The organism is Mediannikoviicoccus vaginalis, assembly GCF_928097925.1.
In the GTDB taxonomy this organism is placed as follows: Bacteria; Bacillota; Clostridia; order Tissierellales; family Peptoniphilaceae; genus Mediannikoviicoccus; species Mediannikoviicoccus vaginalis.
On sequence record NZ_CAKMRI010000001.1, the window covers coordinates 546,091 to 563,531 of the forward strand.

Annotated in this window: 15 protein-coding genes; all 15 read right to left on the reverse strand. The window is 34.2% G+C overall.

Annotated features, from left to right (window positions below; genetic code table 11):
- Positions 1-11: 11 nt before the first annotated feature.
- Entirely contained in the window at positions 12-713 is a 702-nt protein-coding gene (locus L6651_RS02695) for a nitrilase-related carbon-nitrogen hydrolase (RefSeq protein WP_237036517.1), read from the reverse strand.
- Entirely contained in the window at positions 710-3,283 is a 2,574-nt protein-coding gene (gene mprF / locus L6651_RS02700; protein ID WP_237036518.1) for a bifunctional lysylphosphatidylglycerol flippase/synthetase MprF, read from the reverse strand. Before mprF ends, L6651_RS02695 begins: the two co-directional genes overlap by 4 nt.
- Before the next feature lie 163 nt (positions 3,284-3,446).
- Positions 3,447-5,150: a peptide ABC transporter substrate-binding protein gene (locus tag L6651_RS02705; protein ID WP_237036519.1), complete on the reverse strand. Its 1,704-nt coding sequence runs from the start codon at positions 5,148-5,150 to the stop codon at positions 3,447-3,449.
- 264 nt (positions 5,151-5,414) lie between these two features.
- Positions 5,415-6,440, reverse strand: a complete 1,026-nt coding sequence (locus tag L6651_RS02710; protein ID WP_255784612.1) for an ABC transporter ATP-binding protein — start codon at positions 6,438-6,440, stop codon at positions 5,415-5,417.
- A gap of 9 nt (positions 6,441-6,449) precedes the next feature.
- Entirely contained in the window at positions 6,450-7,610 is a 1,161-nt protein-coding gene (locus L6651_RS02715; RefSeq protein ID WP_331473693.1) for an ABC transporter ATP-binding protein, read from the reverse strand.
- Between the two features lie 6 nt (positions 7,611-7,616).
- Entirely contained in the window at positions 7,617-8,534 is a 918-nt protein-coding gene (locus tag L6651_RS02720) for an ABC transporter permease (protein WP_237036520.1), read from the reverse strand.
- A gap of 9 nt (positions 8,535-8,543) precedes the next feature.
- Complete coding sequence (locus L6651_RS02725) at positions 8,544-9,476, reverse strand: ABC transporter permease (protein WP_237036521.1); 933 nt, start codon at positions 9,474-9,476, stop codon at positions 8,544-8,546.
- A gap of 53 nt (positions 9,477-9,529) precedes the next feature.
- Positions 9,530-11,215 carry a peptide ABC transporter substrate-binding protein gene (locus L6651_RS02730; protein ID WP_237036522.1) on the reverse strand — a complete coding sequence of 562 codons (1,686 nt, stop codon included), beginning with the start codon at positions 11,213-11,215 and terminating at the stop codon, positions 9,530-9,532.
- A gap of 373 nt (positions 11,216-11,588) precedes the next feature.
- Positions 11,589-12,188 (reverse strand): DedA family protein, encoded by a 600-nt coding sequence (locus tag L6651_RS02735; protein WP_237036523.1) that lies wholly within the window; start codon positions 12,186-12,188, stop codon positions 11,589-11,591.
- Positions 12,189-12,322: 134 nt separating this feature from the next.
- Positions 12,323-12,943 (reverse strand): V-type ATP synthase subunit D, encoded by a 621-nt coding sequence (locus tag L6651_RS02740; RefSeq protein WP_237036524.1) that lies wholly within the window; start codon positions 12,941-12,943, stop codon positions 12,323-12,325.
- A 5-nt stretch (positions 12,944-12,948) separates the two neighbouring features.
- Positions 12,949-14,328 carry a V-type ATP synthase subunit B gene (locus L6651_RS02745; protein ID WP_237036525.1) on the reverse strand — a complete coding sequence of 460 codons (1,380 nt, stop codon included), beginning with the start codon at positions 14,326-14,328 and terminating at the stop codon, positions 12,949-12,951.
- The gene (locus L6651_RS02750) at positions 14,321-16,105 is read right to left on the reverse strand and encodes a V-type ATP synthase subunit A (protein ID WP_237036526.1); all 1,785 of its coding nucleotides are present in this window, start codon (positions 16,103-16,105) and stop codon (positions 14,321-14,323) included. Before L6651_RS02750 ends, L6651_RS02745 begins: the two co-directional genes overlap by 8 nt.
- Positions 16,095-16,691 (reverse strand): hypothetical protein, encoded by a 597-nt coding sequence (locus L6651_RS02755; RefSeq protein ID WP_237036527.1) that lies wholly within the window; start codon positions 16,689-16,691, stop codon positions 16,095-16,097. The genes L6651_RS02750 and L6651_RS02755 overlap by 11 nt, the downstream gene beginning before the upstream one ends.
- An 8-nt stretch (positions 16,692-16,699) precedes the next feature.
- Positions 16,700-17,011 carry a V-type ATP synthase subunit F gene (locus tag L6651_RS02760; RefSeq protein WP_237036528.1) on the reverse strand — a complete coding sequence of 104 codons (312 nt, stop codon included), beginning with the start codon at positions 17,009-17,011 and terminating at the stop codon, positions 16,700-16,702.
- Entirely contained in the window at positions 17,011-17,433 is a 423-nt protein-coding gene (locus L6651_RS02765; RefSeq protein WP_237036529.1) for an ATP synthase subunit C, read from the reverse strand. Before L6651_RS02765 ends, L6651_RS02760 begins: the two co-directional genes overlap by 1 nt.
- Between the last annotated feature and the right edge of the window lie 8 nt (positions 17,434-17,441).

Consider the following 17,441-nt stretch of genomic DNA (forward strand, 5'->3'; position numbering starts at 1 on the left):
TGGCCCTTTTACTAAATAGTAAAAATATATTCATCTTCCATTTTCAAATTATCTTCTTTTAGTACTTTCCCATGTTTTAGTAATAAAACTAATCCACAAGTCTTATCCCTTAGATAAAGCAAAATAGGTTTATCAAATATTTCGGAAATCTTTAAAAATTCTTTTTCTCTTTCTTTAAATTCCTCTTTACTTAAATTCCCCATACAGCAAAATAAATCTACTTCTGCGTCCATATTTATTAGTTTAGATAAGCTTGTTTCATCTAATAAATCAAAATAACTTACAACACCAACTTCACTATCTTTCACTCTAAAGCTATATAGTCTTTCTCCTTCGCGGTAGTCGGCACATGCATTTTTTGCTTTCCAGTGGGTGGAGTTTGTCCTGTAGTTAATTATTTCTTTTCCATTTTTTCCAAGTACGATGAAGGAATTGTAAAGGCCACCTTTAAAGTTTTCATAGTAGCCAAAACCAACTGCCATGTTTTTTTCCTTTAATGTATCTTTTATACTTGCAATTTCCATACTATTTTGAAATCTAGCAATTTCCACATCATTTTTGTATTCAAAACTAAATGCTTCAAATCCCTGTAGAAAGCCTTCATTAAATAAAATCAAATCTACTTCACTACTGTCCTCGATTTCATTTAGTATAACTTTTAAATTATTTTCAATATCATCATAATTTTCTCTAATTGGTATTTTTATAATCATATATCATCACTTTCCTTAAATTCCTTAGTAAATTCTTCAAAGTAATTCTTTTCTTTTTCATTTCCAAATCCATACGAAACGTTAACCATCTTTATTAATGTGTCAGGAAGTTGGAAGTCGTCTTTATAAGCAAGGAACACCGAAGACCACTCTGGAGTGAATTTGTCCTTGAACTTTCTAAGGCCTTGGAATCCATATATTTTATTTCCATACTTGTAAGCAAGTTTTACTGTTTTTTCTTTATTGTTTGAATATAATTTATTTCCCACATTGGAAAGTGGTGCCACTCCCAAGTCAAATCTATTATATCCTTGTTCCTTCCCCCAGTTTATTATGTTTAGGAACATCATGTCCATAATTCCATCTGGTCCATCTTTTACATGTCGCATAAGATCAATGGATATTGTTCCAGTTCCCTTTATAGGAAACATATTTGCAAATGCATATATCCTTTTATCGTCTTCGATTATAAATATTGGCGCCTTTTGTAGGTATGCCTTATCAAAATATCCAATTGAAAACTGCATTTCTCTTCTCTTACCCAACCATTCATCGGAAATATCTTTTAACTTTTCTAAGAATTCATCTGTAAATGGAGGTTCAACAACTGTAAATTTCAAGTTTAAAGTTTCCATGGAGTTTAGTGTTCTTCTAAGTATTTTAAACTTCTTTCCCGCCATGGAAAATGTTTCAAGGTTAACCTGTGCATCTTCGCCCATTTTTAATAGTGAAAATCCTTGATTAATAAAGTTTTCTAAATACTTTCCTGTTATTTGGAAGAAAACTACATCCATTTTGTTTCTTGATGCCATATAGATAAGTTCATCAAAGGCTTCATCAAAGTCCTCTTCCGCACCCGCTGGGTCCCCCAGCACAAATATTTTATCCTTATATGGTCGATAGATAAATAAAACTGTATTTTTGCTATTGATAAACATGTTCTTGTCTCTTAAATAAAAAGAGTGGGTGTTTGAAACATATGGATAGTTTTCAAAAAATCCTTCAAACCTCTCTATGTCATCTGCAGTAACTTGTTCAAACTCCATGTACTTTCTTTCCACGCCAAGTATTATGGCACAAATTGAAATTGCAATAATCGGTGGAAATAGTACATGTATCAAATTATTCTTTATAAAATGTAGGCTAAACTTGTCCATTCCATAGAAGAAATTCACATTGTTTTTAGCATTGTAAACTATTATTCCCACAATAAATGCACAAATTATAAAGGCAGATGCTTTTATAAATTTTCTTATGGAAATTCTCTCTGAAAGTCCATCAAAGTAATCTCTATTAATATATAGTCCAATAATTAAAACCAAACAAATTGCCGTTTCCAAATATCCCTTATCCATCTTGTAATATAGTATGGATATCATAATTAGAAGAAATATTACAAGTCTGTGGGCTACTTTAACTCTATTTTTTATTCCTGTAGATAGGGCCATAAGTAATAGTCCACATATTAGTGTAAATCTTCTATTGAGAAGAAGTAGGTAGTTTGGAAATAGTTTTGACATAAATTTAAACTTAACAAATAGCTGAGGCACTACCATGGATGCAACAATTAATCCACCTGTTGCTAACACCGAATAAGACAAAACCGTACTAATTGCATTTTGTTTTTTTATACTTGCCTTGTCTACCTCGCCCCTTGTTGAAAATACAAGTAATAATAGCCCAACTATCCAAGGTACTATGGTGTAGCAAATTCTACAAATTAGTAATGACAGTACTATTTTTGGTGTACTATAGCCCATTAAATTAAATACAAATACACAACAGGCTTCGAATGATCCAAGTCCTCCTGGAATCATAGAAATAATCCCAACGATGGTAGCAATTACATATACTGTGCATGCCGTTAGGATTGAAATGTCACTTTCGTAATACCTTATTGTAAATGCAAAGAAAAGCGCCGCTAAAAACCACTCAAAAGTAGATTGTAGTGATATGTATAGCCTAAGTTTTCTCTGTGCCCTTATGAAAATAGAACCTTCGTCCTTAACATATTTTTCAACGGGAAACTTATCTATAAATATAAATGCAATTACCATTAAAAACATCATTACAAGAAGGGGGACAAGCTTATACTCTCCTCTTTGAACAAGCCCAATGGCTGATGGTAGTCCCAGTGAAAACAGTCCTATCATATCGGAGAAGATGACTATAAATAGAATTCTATTTACAATCTTCTTGTCCACTTTGTATTTGTCATACATTAGCTCTCTAATGGTTAAACCAGCAACTCCACCAAAACCTATAAAGTTATTAAAAGATTGTGATATCCAACCTATGGTGAATACATCTTTAAATGGAATTTCCATCTTATAATACTTTGCAAGTAAAAAGTCATATATGGTTGCAAAAGAAAAAGTTACTAGACCTAGGATTACAAAAAAGATTTTTGCCCTAACGTCCGTATCCTTTATTAATTCCTTTATCTCTCCCACATTGATTCCCTTAATCTCTTTACGAATTATTATAGTAGTTAAAATTATGATAAATAGGACCAAAAAAGTCCTTATGTAATTTTTATATTTCTTGTAAAAGTCTTTTAATTTAGTCATACTTCCTCCTCACTATTTATATAATAACACAGTTACTGTATATAAAAGTGTGGAATTTGCAATCGTAAGAATATTGTAAGAATTAAAAAGAAAATGGATTTGAAACTCGCAATGCAAATTTCAAACCCATTCCTTTTCTTATCTATACTCTTTTATTTTCTTATTACTTTCTTGCAGATGTGTCAATTGTCTTGAATCCTGTTGTAGTAAATTCGTTAAATGACATACCCTTTACAAAGTCATAGTAGAATTGGATTGATCCACCATGAGTTAGTGGGATTATAACTGTTTCATCAGCAAGGATTTGTTCTGCTTCTTCGTAGTTCTTTAAAGCTTCTTTAGAGTCAGTTGCCTTAATAGCATTTCTGATTAATTCATCATACTTGTCGCTCTTCCAGTATGTGTTAACTGCGTTTGCAGTTGACATGAATAGAGTAAGCATAGCTGATGGATCGTTGTAGTCAGCTGTCCAGCCAAGGTATGCTAATTGGTAGTCACCTTTTTGTACTCTACCTGAAAGAATTGGCCATTCCATAGTTTCTAGTTGGATATTTGTTCCTAGTTTTGAGTTAACTGATTGTTGAATAAATTCACTGATTTGTTTAGTTATAGGCGCATTTGTATAGATTAATGTGATTTCAGCCTTTGCAGGGTCTTCGTCTTTACCAAGTTCTTTAAGACCTTCTACAAATAGAGCCTTTAAGTCTTTGTTGTCTTCTCTTAACTTAGCATAAACATCCCCAGCGTCTTTTCTGAAGTCTGTTCCGTCAAGTTCCATACCGCCTGGTACCCAACCAGTAGCTGGTTTTTGAACTCCCTTAGATACTAAGTCTGCTAGTCCTTCTTTATCTATTGCAAGTGAAAAAGCTAAACGTATTTTATCATTCTTTAAGAATTCATCATTATGATTAACTGCTAAATAACCTACTGAAGGTATAGCAACGTCTTTGTTTTTAACTTCGTCCATTCCTTTGAACTTATCTACCCATTCAGGTAATGCTGTTCTAACTGCGTCAACTTCACCAACAGAGAATGAGTTCATTACTGTGTTTGTATCACTCATAATTGGAAGGTTTACAGTTTCAACATGAACATTTTCCTTATCCCAGTAGTCGTCGTTTTTAACTAGAGTAACTCTAGAGTTGTGAGTCCATTCTGAAACTTTGAAAGGTCCACAAGATAATACTGTGTCAGCTTCTGCACCATATTTGTCTCCGTATTTTTCAACTAAATCTTGTCTACAAGGTAACATTACTCTGAAAGGTACAAGAGTTGGGAAATAAGTTGCAGGGTTTTCCAAAGTTACTTCAAGAGTTAAATCGTCTATAGCTTTAACTCCAAGTTCGTCCATATTAACTTCGCCTTCTGCTCCATTAAGTTTAGCAAAGTTCTTAATAGGATCTAATAGGAATGCCATTTCTGAACCTGTAGCAGGATCAACTGCACGTTTTATACCATATTCAAAGTCCTTAGCTGTAAGTGGTTCGCCATCTTCCCATTTCATTCCTTCTCTTAAGTGGAAAGTATATACTAAACCGTCATCTGATACTTCATACTTTTCTGCTGCTGCAGGTAGTATTTCGTTTGTACCATCTTCTTTTTCTCCCATTCTAAGTAATGGTTCGTTAATGTTGTTTACAATTTTGTTTCCATAGATATCTGATCCTCTTTGAGCATCAAGAGTGTTTGGTTCGTTGTCTAGAAGGTGGTTAAAATATGTTCCTTCTGTTGAACCTCCGTTATCAGCTACTTTTCCACCTGTTGAATCAACATTACCAGTGCTTCCTGTGTCTCCAGACTTACATGCTGTTATAAATAACATTGAACATGCAAGAACTAAAGCCAGAATTTTTTTCTTACTTTTCATTATAATTCCTCCTATGAATAATATGTAGTGAATTAGTTTTGAAATCGTTTTTCATTTAAGAATAGTTTTGCAAAAACGATTTCTTTTAAATAGGAATAGACTATTCACTTAATTAAATTATACCACATTAGAAATAAAAGAAAAGGATTTTCTAAAAAGTTTGTCTGATTCAATTTTATAATTATTACAATTGCTCCTTATTATGACAAAATAAAAAGCCGTTGAGAAGTCCCCAACAGCTTATTATATTCGCTTTGTATACAATTATTTTTCGGAAAGTTTTTTAATTCCTTCTTCTAAACCATTATTGTATAGATGGCAAGCTACAAAGTGATTATCTCTAAGTTCTTTTAACTCAGGTCTATTTTCTTTGCAAATATCCATACAATATCTACATCTGGTATTGAACTTACATCCCTTTGGCGCGTTTATTGGAGAAGGAATTTCTCCTTCTAACTTTATTCTATCCTTTGACTTAACAGATGGGTCTGGGATAGGAATAGCTGATATAAGTGCCTTTGTGTAAGGATGAAGTGGTGCATAGTATAAATCTTCCTTAGGTGAAATTTCAACCATTGATCCAAGATACATTACACCGATTCTATCAGATATATGCTTAACCATTGACAAGTCATGTGAAATGAACATGTAGGTTAAGTGTTTTTCATTTTGTAATTCTATTAATAGGTTAACTACTTGAGCTTGAATACTAACGTCAAGGGCTGATATCGGTTCGTCGCACACAATAAACTCTGGTTCAACGGCTAGTGCTCTTGCTATACCGATTCTTTGTCTTTGCCCTCCTGACAATTCATGAGGAAATCTTGCACCGTGCTCAGAGTTAAGTCCTACGGTTTTTAATAGTTCAGTAACTCTTGCTTGAATTTCGTCTTCTTTAAGATTCTTAAAGTGTACCCTTAGTCCTTCACCTATAATGTCACCTACTGTCATCTTAGGGTCAAGGGACGCGTAAGGGTCTTGGAAGATCATTTGAGCTTTTTTCTTAAATTCTCTTTCTTCCTTAGCAGTGAACTTTGTAATGTCCTTGCCACTATATAATATTTGACCATTTGTTGGGTCATATACTTTTATAACGGTTCTACCGCAGGTTGTCTTTCCACATCCTGACTCCCCTACTATACCAAGGGTTTCACCTTTATAAATTTTTAGTGATACGTCTTCAACTGCCTTTACTGTTTTTTTATTTCCAATAGGGAAGAACTTGTCTAAGTTTTTTAACTCAATAAGTACTTCTCTATCTTTATTTTCATTCATTTGTTCTGTATTCATTGTTCACCTCTAGTATGGTCTTTCTACTTCAGGAGCCAATTCATGATGTAACCAACACTTACTACAATGAGTTTCAGAATACTCATGAGTTGGAGGTTTTTGTTCTCTACAAATTTCCATTGCATAGTCACATCTTGGTGCAAATGGACATCCAGGTATATCAAGTAATAAGTCCGGTGGTGTTCCCCCTAAAGCATAAAGAGTTTCTTTGTCTTTAGAGTCCAGTCTTGGTACTGACATTAGTAGTGCCCATGTATATGGATGCTTTGCGTTTCCAAATATTTCAGTCACAGTACCTGTTTCCATAATCTCTCCAGCATACATTACCTGTATTCTGTCTGCAAAGTCAGCTACAACCCCTAAGTCGTGAGTTACAAGAACTGTTGCTGTGTTGTTCTTTTCCTTCAACACTCTTAATAAGTCAAGAATTTGTGCTTGAATTGTTACATCAAGTGCTGTAGTAGGTTCGTCTGCTAAGATTACCTTTGGATTACATGCAAGTGCTATGGCTATCATAACCCTTTGTCTCATTCCACCTGAAAGTTCGTGAGGATATTGTTTAACTCTCTCTTCAGGATTTGGAATATTAACAAGTTTTAAAAGTCTAATAGTCTCTTTTTTTATTTCGTCACTTGAAAGTTTAGTGTGAAGCTTTAAAGACTCGCCTATTTGCTTTCCAACTCTCATTGTTGGATTTAGTGAGGTCATAGGGTCTTGGAATATCATAGCCACGTCAGAACCTTGATAATCTTTGATTCTCTTTTTAGACATCTCTAATACTTCTTCATCCAAAAACTTTATGGATGATCCTTCTTTTATAACAGCTGATTGCTTTGGAAGGATTTGAAGTATCGCCTTAGATGCAACAGTCTTTCCAGAACCTGATTCCCCTACTATGGCAAGTGTCTCACCTTCGTGGATGTCAAAGCTAATTCCTCTTACTGCTTTAACTTCACCGGCATATGTGTTGAATGAAACATGTAGATCTTTAACATCTATTATCTTTCTTCTTTCATGCATCACTTCTTGCTCTTTATTTATAGTGTCTTTAAGTTCACTTTCTGATTCATAAGCCATACCAGCTACTCTATCAGTAGTTTCCATTGAATCTTCTTCTAAAATTTCTTCTACTTTTTCTTTATTCTCAATATTTGTATTGTTTTCTGTCATGATTACCTACTTTCTAAGGTTTGGATCCAGTGCGTCTCTTAGACCGTCACCTAATAGTGTAAATGAAAGCATTGTCAATGCTATTGTTAGTGCAGGGAAGAATAATTGATAAGGATAGAATTGGAATTTTTGTTGAGCGGACGCCGCCATAGCTCCCCAAGAAGTTTCTGGAGGGGCAACTCCAAGTCCTAAATAACTCAAGAATGCTTCACTGAATATATATCCTGGTATATCGAAGGAAATTGAAACCAAGATAACATTTAATGTATTTGGAATTAAATGTCTCAAGATTATATTCTTGTTTGATACACCAAGTACGTCTGCAGCTAATATAAAGTCTTGTTGTTTTAGTGATAGAATTTGTCCTCTAACAAGTCTTGCAAGTCCACACCATCCTGTTATGGTCATGGCAATAATAAGTGTATGAATACCTTGTGAATCCATGGCAAGTCTTACTATGATAACAACAAGAAGATATGGTAATGAGAAAAGAATTTCTACGATTCTCATCATTATATTATCCACTCTACCACCAAAGTATGCAGAAACTGCACCATAGATAGAGCCTATTATCGTACTTATGATAGCACCACAGATACCAATGAAGATGGAAATTCTACCACCTCTCCAAAGTCTTGTGAATACATCTCTTCCTATTTCATCTGTTCCAAACCAAAATTCAGATCCTGGCTTAGTATTAGGCGCTCCTACAATGTCCTTAAAGTTATACTTAGAAATCATAGGTCCTATAATTACCATTATGGTTAAAAATATTAGTATTATAAATGCAAGCATGGCAGTTTTATTTTGTTTAAATCTTCTCCATGCATCAGACCAATAGGTTACAACAGGTCTTGCTATAAATTCCGCATCTCCCTGGTCCTTAGGCACTCTTTTAAATTTACTTTTATCTATAGTTTCCATCTTTGCCTCCTAGTTATCTACTCTAATTCTTGGATCGGCAACGGTATATAGAATGTCAACTAATAGTTGTGCTACTAAGAATAATGCAGCATAGAACACAGTTGTACCGATAATCATTGGGTAATCACGAGTTTGGATAGCACTTACAAAGTAGAAACCAAGTCCCGGAATACCAAACATTGTTTCAATAATGAATGAACCTGTAAATATACCTACTATTTGTGGTCCTATTATTGTAATAACAGGTAGTATGGCATTTCTAATAACATGCTTAACTATAATGTTAAATCTTGAAACACCCTTAGCTTCAGCTGTAAGGATATAGTCTTCATTCAACACTTCAAGAACATTACTTCTCATATATCTTGCATATGTTGCAATTGAACCAAAGCACATTGCAAGGGACGGTAAAACAGTATATTTGAACATACCTGGTCTAAAGCCGGATGTTGGGAACCATTTCAATTTTACCGCAAAGTAAAGTTGAAGTAGTGAACCCATTATAAATACCGGGATAGTTACTCCTAGTATAGCGATAACGCTTACTATGTAGTCCGGCCATCTACCCCTGTTTAACGCCGCTATTATACCAAGAACTATACCTATGGTTAGCCCTATAAGCATGGCTTGTCCACCAATTCTTCCTGAAACTGGTGCAGTTTCCTTTATAACTGTGGATACTTCTCTACCTGGATACTTGATTGATGAACCTAAGTCTCCCTTTGTTAATACATTTTTTAAGAAAATTGCATATTGTTCATGGACCGGTTTATCAAGACCATATTTCTTTTTATAGTTTTCTATGGTTTGTGGTGGTAATGTCTTACCCATTGCAGATAGTGGGTCCCCTTGAATGTTATGCATTAAAAAGAATGTTACAGTGGTAATTATGAATAAAGTTATTACCATGTATAAAAATCTTTTCCCTATATACTTTAACATCTTAACCTCCTAAATCAGGTGGCTCTCGCCACCTGAAATTTATTTTTCTTCAACTATGGTCTAGCTGAAGTATCAATTGTTTTAAAGCCAGTGCTTGTGAAGTCTGAGAATGTTACTCCCTTTACGAAATCGTAGTAGTATGAGTTTGTACTAGCACCGATTAGTGGGATAATAACTGATTGATCTACAAGCATCTTATCTGCTTCTTTGTATAACTCAGTTGCCTTAGCTGCATCTGTTTCAACAGCTGCGTCGTCAACTAACTTATCGTAGTCTGCACTTTCCCATCCTGTGTTAACAGCGCCTGCATTTGTTTTGAATAATGAAAGCATAGCTGATGGGTCATTGTAGTCTGCTGTCCATGCAAGGTATCCTAGTTGGTAATCACCTTTTTGGATTCTACCTGCAAGAATTGGCCATTCCATTGTTTCTAGTTCAACGTTAATACCTAAATTGTTGTTTAGGTTTTGTTGAATAAATTCGTTAATCATCTTAACTCTTGGGTTGTTTACATAGATAAGAGTTAATTTAACTTGTGCTGGATCTTCTCCAAGTCCTAATTCTTTTAGACCTTCAATTAAAAGAGCCTTTGCATCAGGATTTGCAGATCTTAATCCGTCAAATGAATCGCCGATTTCATCTCTGAATTCTTTACCATCTAATTGGATTCCGTTTGGTACCCATCCCTTTGCTGGAGGAGTAAATCCTTCAGAAAGTAATTTTGAAAGGCCTTCTCTATCAACTGTAAGGTTAATAGCTTGTCTTACCTTTTCATTTTTTAATATTGGGTCAGTGTGGTTTACTGATAGATAGTCAACTGCTGGAATGCTAACTGGTTTGCTATTAACATTTTCAATATCTTTGAACTTTTCTACCCATTCAGGAATATTAGTTCTAACTGCGTCAACTTCTCCTACTGAGAAAGAGTTCATGATTGTGTTTGTATCTCCCATGATAGGTAGATTTACAGTTTGTAGATGAACGTTTTCTTGATCCCAGTAATCTTCATTCTTTTCAAGAGTTAATCTTGAGTTGTGTGTCCATTCAGTTAATTTGAAAGGTCCACATGAAAGAACTGTGTCTGGTTCTGCACCATATTTTTCACCATATTTTTCAATTAAATCTTGTCTACATGGTAGCATTACTCTAAATGGAACTAAAGTTATGAAGTATGATGCAGGAGCACCTAAAGTAACTTCTAGAGTCATATCATCAACAGCTTTTACACCTAGTTCGTCAACAGGAGCTTTTCCTGAGTTAACTTCATTAAAGTTTTTGATAGGTGCAAGTAAGAATGCTGATTCAGAACCTGTATCTGGATCTGCTGATCTCTTGATCCCATATTCGAAATCCTTTGCTGTTAGTGGTTCGCCGTCCTCCCATTTCATTCCTTCTCTAAGTTTGAATGTATATGTTAAGCCGTCTTCTGAAACTTCGTAGCTTTCAGCTGCTGCTGGAACTACTTCATTTGATCCATCTTCTTTTTCAGCCATTCTTAATAGTGGTTCAGTAATATTGTTTATTATTTTATTACCATATACGTCAGATCCCTTTTGAGCGTCCAATGTAGTTGGTTCACTGTCTAGTAGGGAGTTGTAGTATTGTTCTCCACCATTTCCTCCTGCTACAGGTTTACCATCAGAGCCAGTAGCGTTGTTGTTAGCTCCACCACCACATGCAGTTACAAATAACATCATACCTGCAAGTACTAGTGAAAGAGCTTTTTTCTTTCCATTCATCTTGTTATTCCTCCTTAAGAATATAAATAAGAATTTAAATTATACAGAACTTTGAACAAGCTTGAGAAAACGATTTAAATTTTATTTAAATAAAAAACATTTTCAACATCATTTTTCAAATATTCTGTAGAACTCAATGTTAATTATAACACATGTTTACGCCATTTCAACCATAAATAACGCTAATTAATGAATAGGCAAATATATGTATCTATTTAAAACTTAACACCATAAAAATACTTAAGCCACGCTTATTCTATAAGTTATATAGCTTTAACGTGGCCCACCATTCTCCTTAGCGAAATACCAATATTTATAAGAGATCGATCTTTTTATTATTAATTTACGAATCTGTAATCGGTACAAAAATTAATTAAATTTCTTTTTTTCTTTTTATAAAGAAAATAATAAAAATTATTACAACTAGTGCTATGATAACTAAAGTGTAATCCTTTATAATTGTTTCAATATAGGTCCAGTTTTCTCCAAGCTTCATCCCTGCAAAAATAATTATGGCATTCCAAATTAATGATCCTAGAGCCGTCAAAACTATAAATTCAATCAAGTTCATACCAAACATTCCAGCGGGTATGGACACAATTGATCTAAAGATTGGAACCATTCTTAAAAAGAATACAGATATTCTTTCATGCTTAACGTAAATATTTTTAATTTTACTAAGAGAGTTATTATCAACCCTCAATAACTTATCTTTTCCAATAAAAACATTTCGAACTTTAGGGCTGTTTATATACTTCCCTATATAATAAAGTGCAACAGCACCTAGTACAGATCCCATTGTTGCTGCAAATAGTACGGAAACAAAAGTAAGTTGTGTTTTTGATATAAAGAGTCCACCAATTCCTAAAACCGCCTCCGATGGTATAGGTGGAAAAATATTTTCGATGAAAATTAATAAAAAAATTCCTAAACTTCCAAAATTTTCTGTTAGATTTAAAAATAATTGATTCATGCCGTCCTCCAAGCTAAATTATATCAAATAGCAGGACTCAATACTAATTTCTAAAACTTTATCTTTTTTTCTTACATCTCACTTCTACTTCTTTCTTCTAATTAAAAAAGAAACCTCTTTTCTAAAGGTTTCTCTTATTTCTTAGATTTAACTTTTTTCAATCGGAAGAACTCTTCAATATCTTTTTCTTCCAATATCTCTTCAAGTTTTTTTATATTTCTTTGTAGTTTTGGTATTTGTATCTTATCCAGTGCATTGGCCCTCTTTTGCGTCTTATTTATTTCATTGGCCAAATTGTAAACTGCATTTTCAATTTCAGTCAATTTATAAATCAACTTTCTAAGCTTTTTAAATTCCATTAAAAGCCTGTCAAAGCCTGGGTAGGTGTCGTGAATACCAAAGCTAAGGGAGGTTTTTTTATCGTCTTTATCAAGTATTATCTTAGGAACAGTTGCCCCCATGACAGACTTATAAAGAATTTCATAGTCCTTTTCCGAAGATATGGCATCGATTATATTGTCCAAGTTTTCTTTACCAAGCACCATATTCACCTGATTTAAAAGTTCATATGCCTTTGAGAACTGTTCTTCAATATTTTTTTGAACTTCCTTAGCTTCATCAACTAAGGTCATCATTTCCTTTATTAAAACGACCCTCTTTCTATCTAAAAGATTGTATCCTTTTTTGGCAAAGTTCAAAGACTTCTTTAATTTAATTAAGTTGCCCTTGGTATATGCCATGTTGTTTTTAGCCATTTAAATCACCTTTTCAGATACTTTTCTTTTAATTTTGGATCCAGTCTATCAAGTTGTTCATCGGGTAAAATTTTCATAAGCTCCCATGCAAGGTCAAGTGTCTCTATGATACTTCTATTTTCATATGGATCTTGTTTTACAAATCGCTCTTCAAACTCTTCACCAAATTCCAAAATCTTCTTGTCCGAATCCTGCAGGTCGTCTTCTCCAAGTATTTGAGCAAGGTCTCTTACTTCTTGCACCTTTGAATAGGATGCGAAAAGTTGGTTTGCCACATCTTGATGATCCTCCCTTGTGTAGCCTTCTCCTATACCGTCCTTCATAAGTCTTGATAGTGAAGGAAGCACATTTATTGGAGGGTACACGTCTTTAAAGGTAAGTTGTGGATCCAATGCGATTTGCCCCTCTGTAATATAACCTGTTAAGTCTGGAATTGGATGTGTAATGTCACCATTTGGCATGGTAAGAATTGGAATAAGTGTAAGCGAACCCTTATGCCCCTTAAGCATGCCCGCCCTTTCATATAGACTGGCAAGGTCTGAATACATATAACCAGGATATCCCTTTCTACTAGGCACTTCTTCCCTTAGTGAAGATACTTCTCTAAGTGCTTCTCCATATGAAGTAATGTCTGTCATAAGCACAAGCACATGTTTATTTTCTTCAAATGCAAGATACTCCGCCGCTGTAAGGGCACATTTTGGTACAATTAGTCTTTCCATAATTGGATCATCTGCATAATTTAAAAACATTACTACATTTCCAATTACACCGGAGTTTCTAAATTCATTTTCAAAATAAAGTCCTTCATCATGCTTTACACCTATGGCTGCAAAAACTATGCAAAAGTCTTCATCTTCATTGTCGTCGCCACTAACTACCTTTGCCTGTCTTATGATTTGTGATGCAAGTTTGTTGTGGTCTAAGCCGTTTTCAGAAAATATAGGAAGTTTTTGTCCCCTTATAAGTGTAGTTAAGCAGTCGATTGTTGAAATTCCCGTTTGAATAAAGTTTCTTGGATATACTCTGGCAACTGGGTTCATTGGTCTACCGTTGATGTTATATAGTTTTTTAGAATAGATATCTCCAAGGCCATCTATTGGCTCGCCTATTCCATTAAACTTTCTGCCCAATATGTCCTTTGATAGCGGAAGTTCAAATGGTTTTGTTGTAAATGAAACTTCTGTATTATTTGAAGACATTCCAGTTAAGTCACCGAAAACTTGTATTTGAGCTGTCTCTTCTCTTATGGCTAAAACCTGTCCAAGGAAAGTTTTGTCTTCAAACTCAACCTTTACAAGTTCTCCATAAAACATATTCTTAACATTTTCTATTTCAATTAATGAACTCTTTATCTTTGAAGCTTTAATGTATTTCTTAATCATCTAAGCCTCCTTCGTCGTGTCTGCTTTCCAGATTTTCAAAAAATTGTTCTATTTCTTCTTTTAATTCATCTATCTTTTCAAGCTTGTCGTTTTCGATATTGTACTTCATTCCAACTATACTTGTATAAATTGTGGAAGATGTGATTTCATTTATAGGAATGTTCTTCTTCACCGCTTCAAGACCAAGGTCGTAAAACTCTTTTATTACTTCAAGCATCTTGTACTGTTTCAACAATGGCACATAGGAATCTATTTTGTTAAAGGCATTTTGTTGTAAGAATCCTACTTTAATCATCTTTGCAACAAATAGAGTAAGCCTTTGGTCATCCGGTAGTACATCTTCTCCTATAAGCATTACAATCTCTTGAAGTTTGTCTTCTTCAAATAAAATCTTCATCATTTTATTTTTCAAAGTGACCACATCTTTGCCAATTAACTCAACATAATCCTCTTTGAGTTCGTCACTGTATTTTGAATACGAAGTCAACCAGTTAATGGCAGGGTAATGTCTTGCATATGCAAGATTTTTATCAAGGCCCAAAAATACATTTACATATCTCTTTGTATTCTCAGTAACAGGTTCTGAAAAGTCTCCTCCCTGAGGTGAAACCGCACCGATTATGGTTACAGATCCAAGCTCGTTTCCTAAAGTCTTCACATATCCGGCTCTTTCGTAAAAGCCTGCAATTCGTGATGGCAAATATGGAGGGAAACCTTCTTCCGCTGGCATCTCTTCAAGTCTGCCTGAAATCTCTCTAAGGGCTTCTGCCCATCTTGATGTAGAGTCCGCCATTATTGCAACATCATAGCCCATGTCTCTAAAGTATTCTGCAATTGTGATTCCAGTATAAATGGAAGCCTCCCTTGCAGCTACTGGCATATTTGAGGTGTTTGCTATTAAAACAGTTCTCTCCATAAGAGGTCTTCCTGTGTTAGGGTCAATAAGCTTTGGAAAGTCTTCAAGAACTTCCGTCATTTCATTTCCTCTTTCGCCACAGCCGATATAAACTATTATATCCGCATCACAATACCTTGCAAATTGATGTTGTGTCATGGTTTTACCTGTACCAAAGCCTCCAGGTATTGCAACTGTTCCACCTTTTGCAACTGGGAAAAATACGTCTAAAATTCTTTGTCCTGTCTTTAATAGTTTTGAAACTTCAAGTCTTTCTTCAATTGGCCTTGGAAATTTTATTGGCCATTCTTGATATAGCTTTATTTCATGAAGCTCTCCACTTTCATCTTCTATCTTTAAAATAACTTCATTTATATTATATTTTCCAGAGGGCTTTACATCTAAAACCCTTCCCTTAACTCCGTATGGAACTAGGATTTTATGTGTTATGGAATCTGTTTCTTTTATAGTTGCAACCACTTCTCCTTGGGAGATTAGTCCACCTTCTTTTACTATAATATCCACATCCCAAAGTTTTTCTTCATCAAGGGACATAAGGCCAATTCCTTCTGGAATAAACTCTCCGAATTTTTCTTCAATTACCTTTAGTGGCCTTTCAATTCCGTCAAACATATTTCCTATAAGTCCTGGGCCTAGCTTTACTGAAAGTGGCATATTTGTATGAATCACATCATCCCCTGCACTTAGCCCCTCTGTATCTTCATAAACCTGTATGGTCCCCTGGTCGTCGTCTAAAGAGATTACCTCTCCTATTAATTTTTTCGGTCCAACTAGAACCATCTCTTTTGCTTGGAAGTTTGACATGTTATTTGCATTTATAACTGGTCCATTTATAGATGTTACTACCGCATTATTTTCCATCTACCTTACCTCCCACCTTGTTTATGAAATCTTGAATAACAAAACCAATAACCTTTCTGTTATTCTTCACAAATTCACTAATTGTGTTATCTTCAATGCTATTTTCTTTTTTATTCTCTAAAGTATAGCCACCTATAACATCATCTTTTAAAATTTTAATCTTCGATTCATCAAGAGAAAGTCTCTTTATATCATTTAAAGTTAATCCTATTATAAAATCTGGGTCGTTATAAAAAGGCATAACTTTATCCTTTAAACTTTCCACATATTTTTCTTCTGCAACATAGGACTTATATTGATTTAAAACATCTTTGTTTATATCTTCAATCATTCTCTCTCTAAATTTTAGAATTTCTTCTCTACTCTTATTTTCTTGAATTTGAAGTTTTTCATTTATATCTTTAGTGATATCTCTTTTTTTCTTTGCAACTTGTAGCTCAAATTGATTTTCCTTTTCTTCTTTGAAGCTAGTAAAGTCGTCTCTTAATTTAGAATAGAGTTTTTGATAATGTTCTTCCAGCTCTTCTCTCTTTTTATCATAAGTTACCTTTTTAAATAACTCATATTTATTTTCAAGTAAAATCATAATATCACCTAGTCAATCTTTACGCCTAAGGACTCTTTAACAGATCTTAGTATAAAATCCTTATCTCTTAATCCACCTTGTCCTGGAATTATAACAATCAGTGGTTTTGCTTTACGCTTTTTCCTATGTTCAATAAGCAAATCATGTACTATTTCAGAAACATCTTCCGTCAATATTACTGTGCCGATTTTTTCATCTTTTAAAGTATTTTTAAAAATACTTCTCAAATTTTCTCTGTCCTTACTGAATGTTCCCCTAATTCCTGAAAGTTTTAATCCCTGAACAATGCTTTCGTCATTTGATATAAGGTAGGAATACATTATAATCTTCCAAGAATCATGATGGAAATTACAAGGCCGTAAATTGCGATACCTTCTGCAAGACCAACATAGATAAGTGTTTTACCAAGAAGCGTATCATCTTCTGAAACAGCACCTAGGGCCGCAGATCCTACAACACCTACTGCATAACCTGTACCTATTGTTGCCATACCAGTTGAAAGAGCTGCCGCCAACATTCCAAGTCCATTAGCTGAAGTTTCAGCAGAAGTTGCTGCAAGTGATGAGTCTGGTGAAATTATGATAAGAGCCATAAGTATTAATGGTATAAAGCTCATTAGATTTGCACCTAAAGCTTTTTTTAACTTTCTCTTTGAGTTGTCTCTATTGTTATTTTTTAAATAAATTCCTGATGCTATTGTGGTTAAGACCACGATTATTGATAATCCTATAATTAATTCCATTTCTTCCT

Excerpts from the sequence above, each read along its gene's own strand:
- L6651_RS02745 (WP_237036525.1), bottom strand. The coding sequence starts at position 14,328 with ATGATTAAGAAATACATTAAAGCTTCAAAGATAAAGAGTTCATTAATT.
- L6651_RS02750 (WP_237036526.1), bottom strand. The coding sequence starts at position 16,105 with ATGGAAAATAATGCGGTAGTAACATCTATAAATGGACCAGTTATAAAT.
- L6651_RS02755 (WP_237036527.1), bottom strand. The coding sequence starts at position 16,691 with ATGATTTTACTTGAAAATAAATATGAGTTATTTAAAAAGGTAACTTAT.
- L6651_RS02735 (WP_237036523.1), bottom strand. The coding sequence starts at position 12,188 with ATGAATCAATTATTTTTAAATCTAACAGAAAATTTTGGAAGTTTAGGA.
- L6651_RS02765 (WP_237036529.1), bottom strand. The coding sequence starts at position 17,433 with ATGGAATTAATTATAGGATTATCAATAATCGTGGTCTTAACCACAATA.
- L6651_RS02725 (WP_237036521.1), bottom strand. The coding sequence starts at position 9,476 with ATGTTAAAGTATATAGGGAAAAGATTTTTATACATGGTAATAACTTTA.
- L6651_RS02695 (WP_237036517.1), bottom strand. The coding sequence starts at position 713 with ATGATTATAAAAATACCAATTAGAGAAAATTATGATGATATTGAAAAT.
- L6651_RS02760 (WP_237036528.1), bottom strand. The coding sequence starts at position 17,011 with ATGTATTCCTACCTTATATCAAATGACGAAAGCATTGTTCAGGGATTA.
- L6651_RS02710 (WP_255784612.1), bottom strand. The coding sequence starts at position 6,440 with ATGAATACAGAACAAATGAATGAAAATAAAGATAGAGAAGTACTTATT.
- L6651_RS02715 (WP_331473693.1), bottom strand. The coding sequence starts at position 7,610 with ATGACAGAAAACAATACAAATATTGAGAATAAAGAAAAAGTAGAAGAA.
- L6651_RS02705 (WP_237036519.1), bottom strand. The coding sequence starts at position 5,150 with ATGAAAAGTAAGAAAAAAATTCTGGCTTTAGTTCTTGCATGTTCAATG.
- L6651_RS02730 (WP_237036522.1), bottom strand. The coding sequence starts at position 11,215 with ATGAATGGAAAGAAAAAAGCTCTTTCACTAGTACTTGCAGGTATGATG.
- L6651_RS02720 (WP_237036520.1), bottom strand. The coding sequence starts at position 8,534 with ATGGAAACTATAGATAAAAGTAAATTTAAAAGAGTGCCTAAGGACCAG.
- L6651_RS02740 (WP_237036524.1), bottom strand. The coding sequence starts at position 12,943 with ATGGCTAAAAACAACATGGCATATACCAAGGGCAACTTAATTAAATTA.
- mprF (WP_237036518.1), bottom strand. The coding sequence starts at position 3,283 with ATGACTAAATTAAAAGACTTTTACAAGAAATATAAAAATTACATAAGG.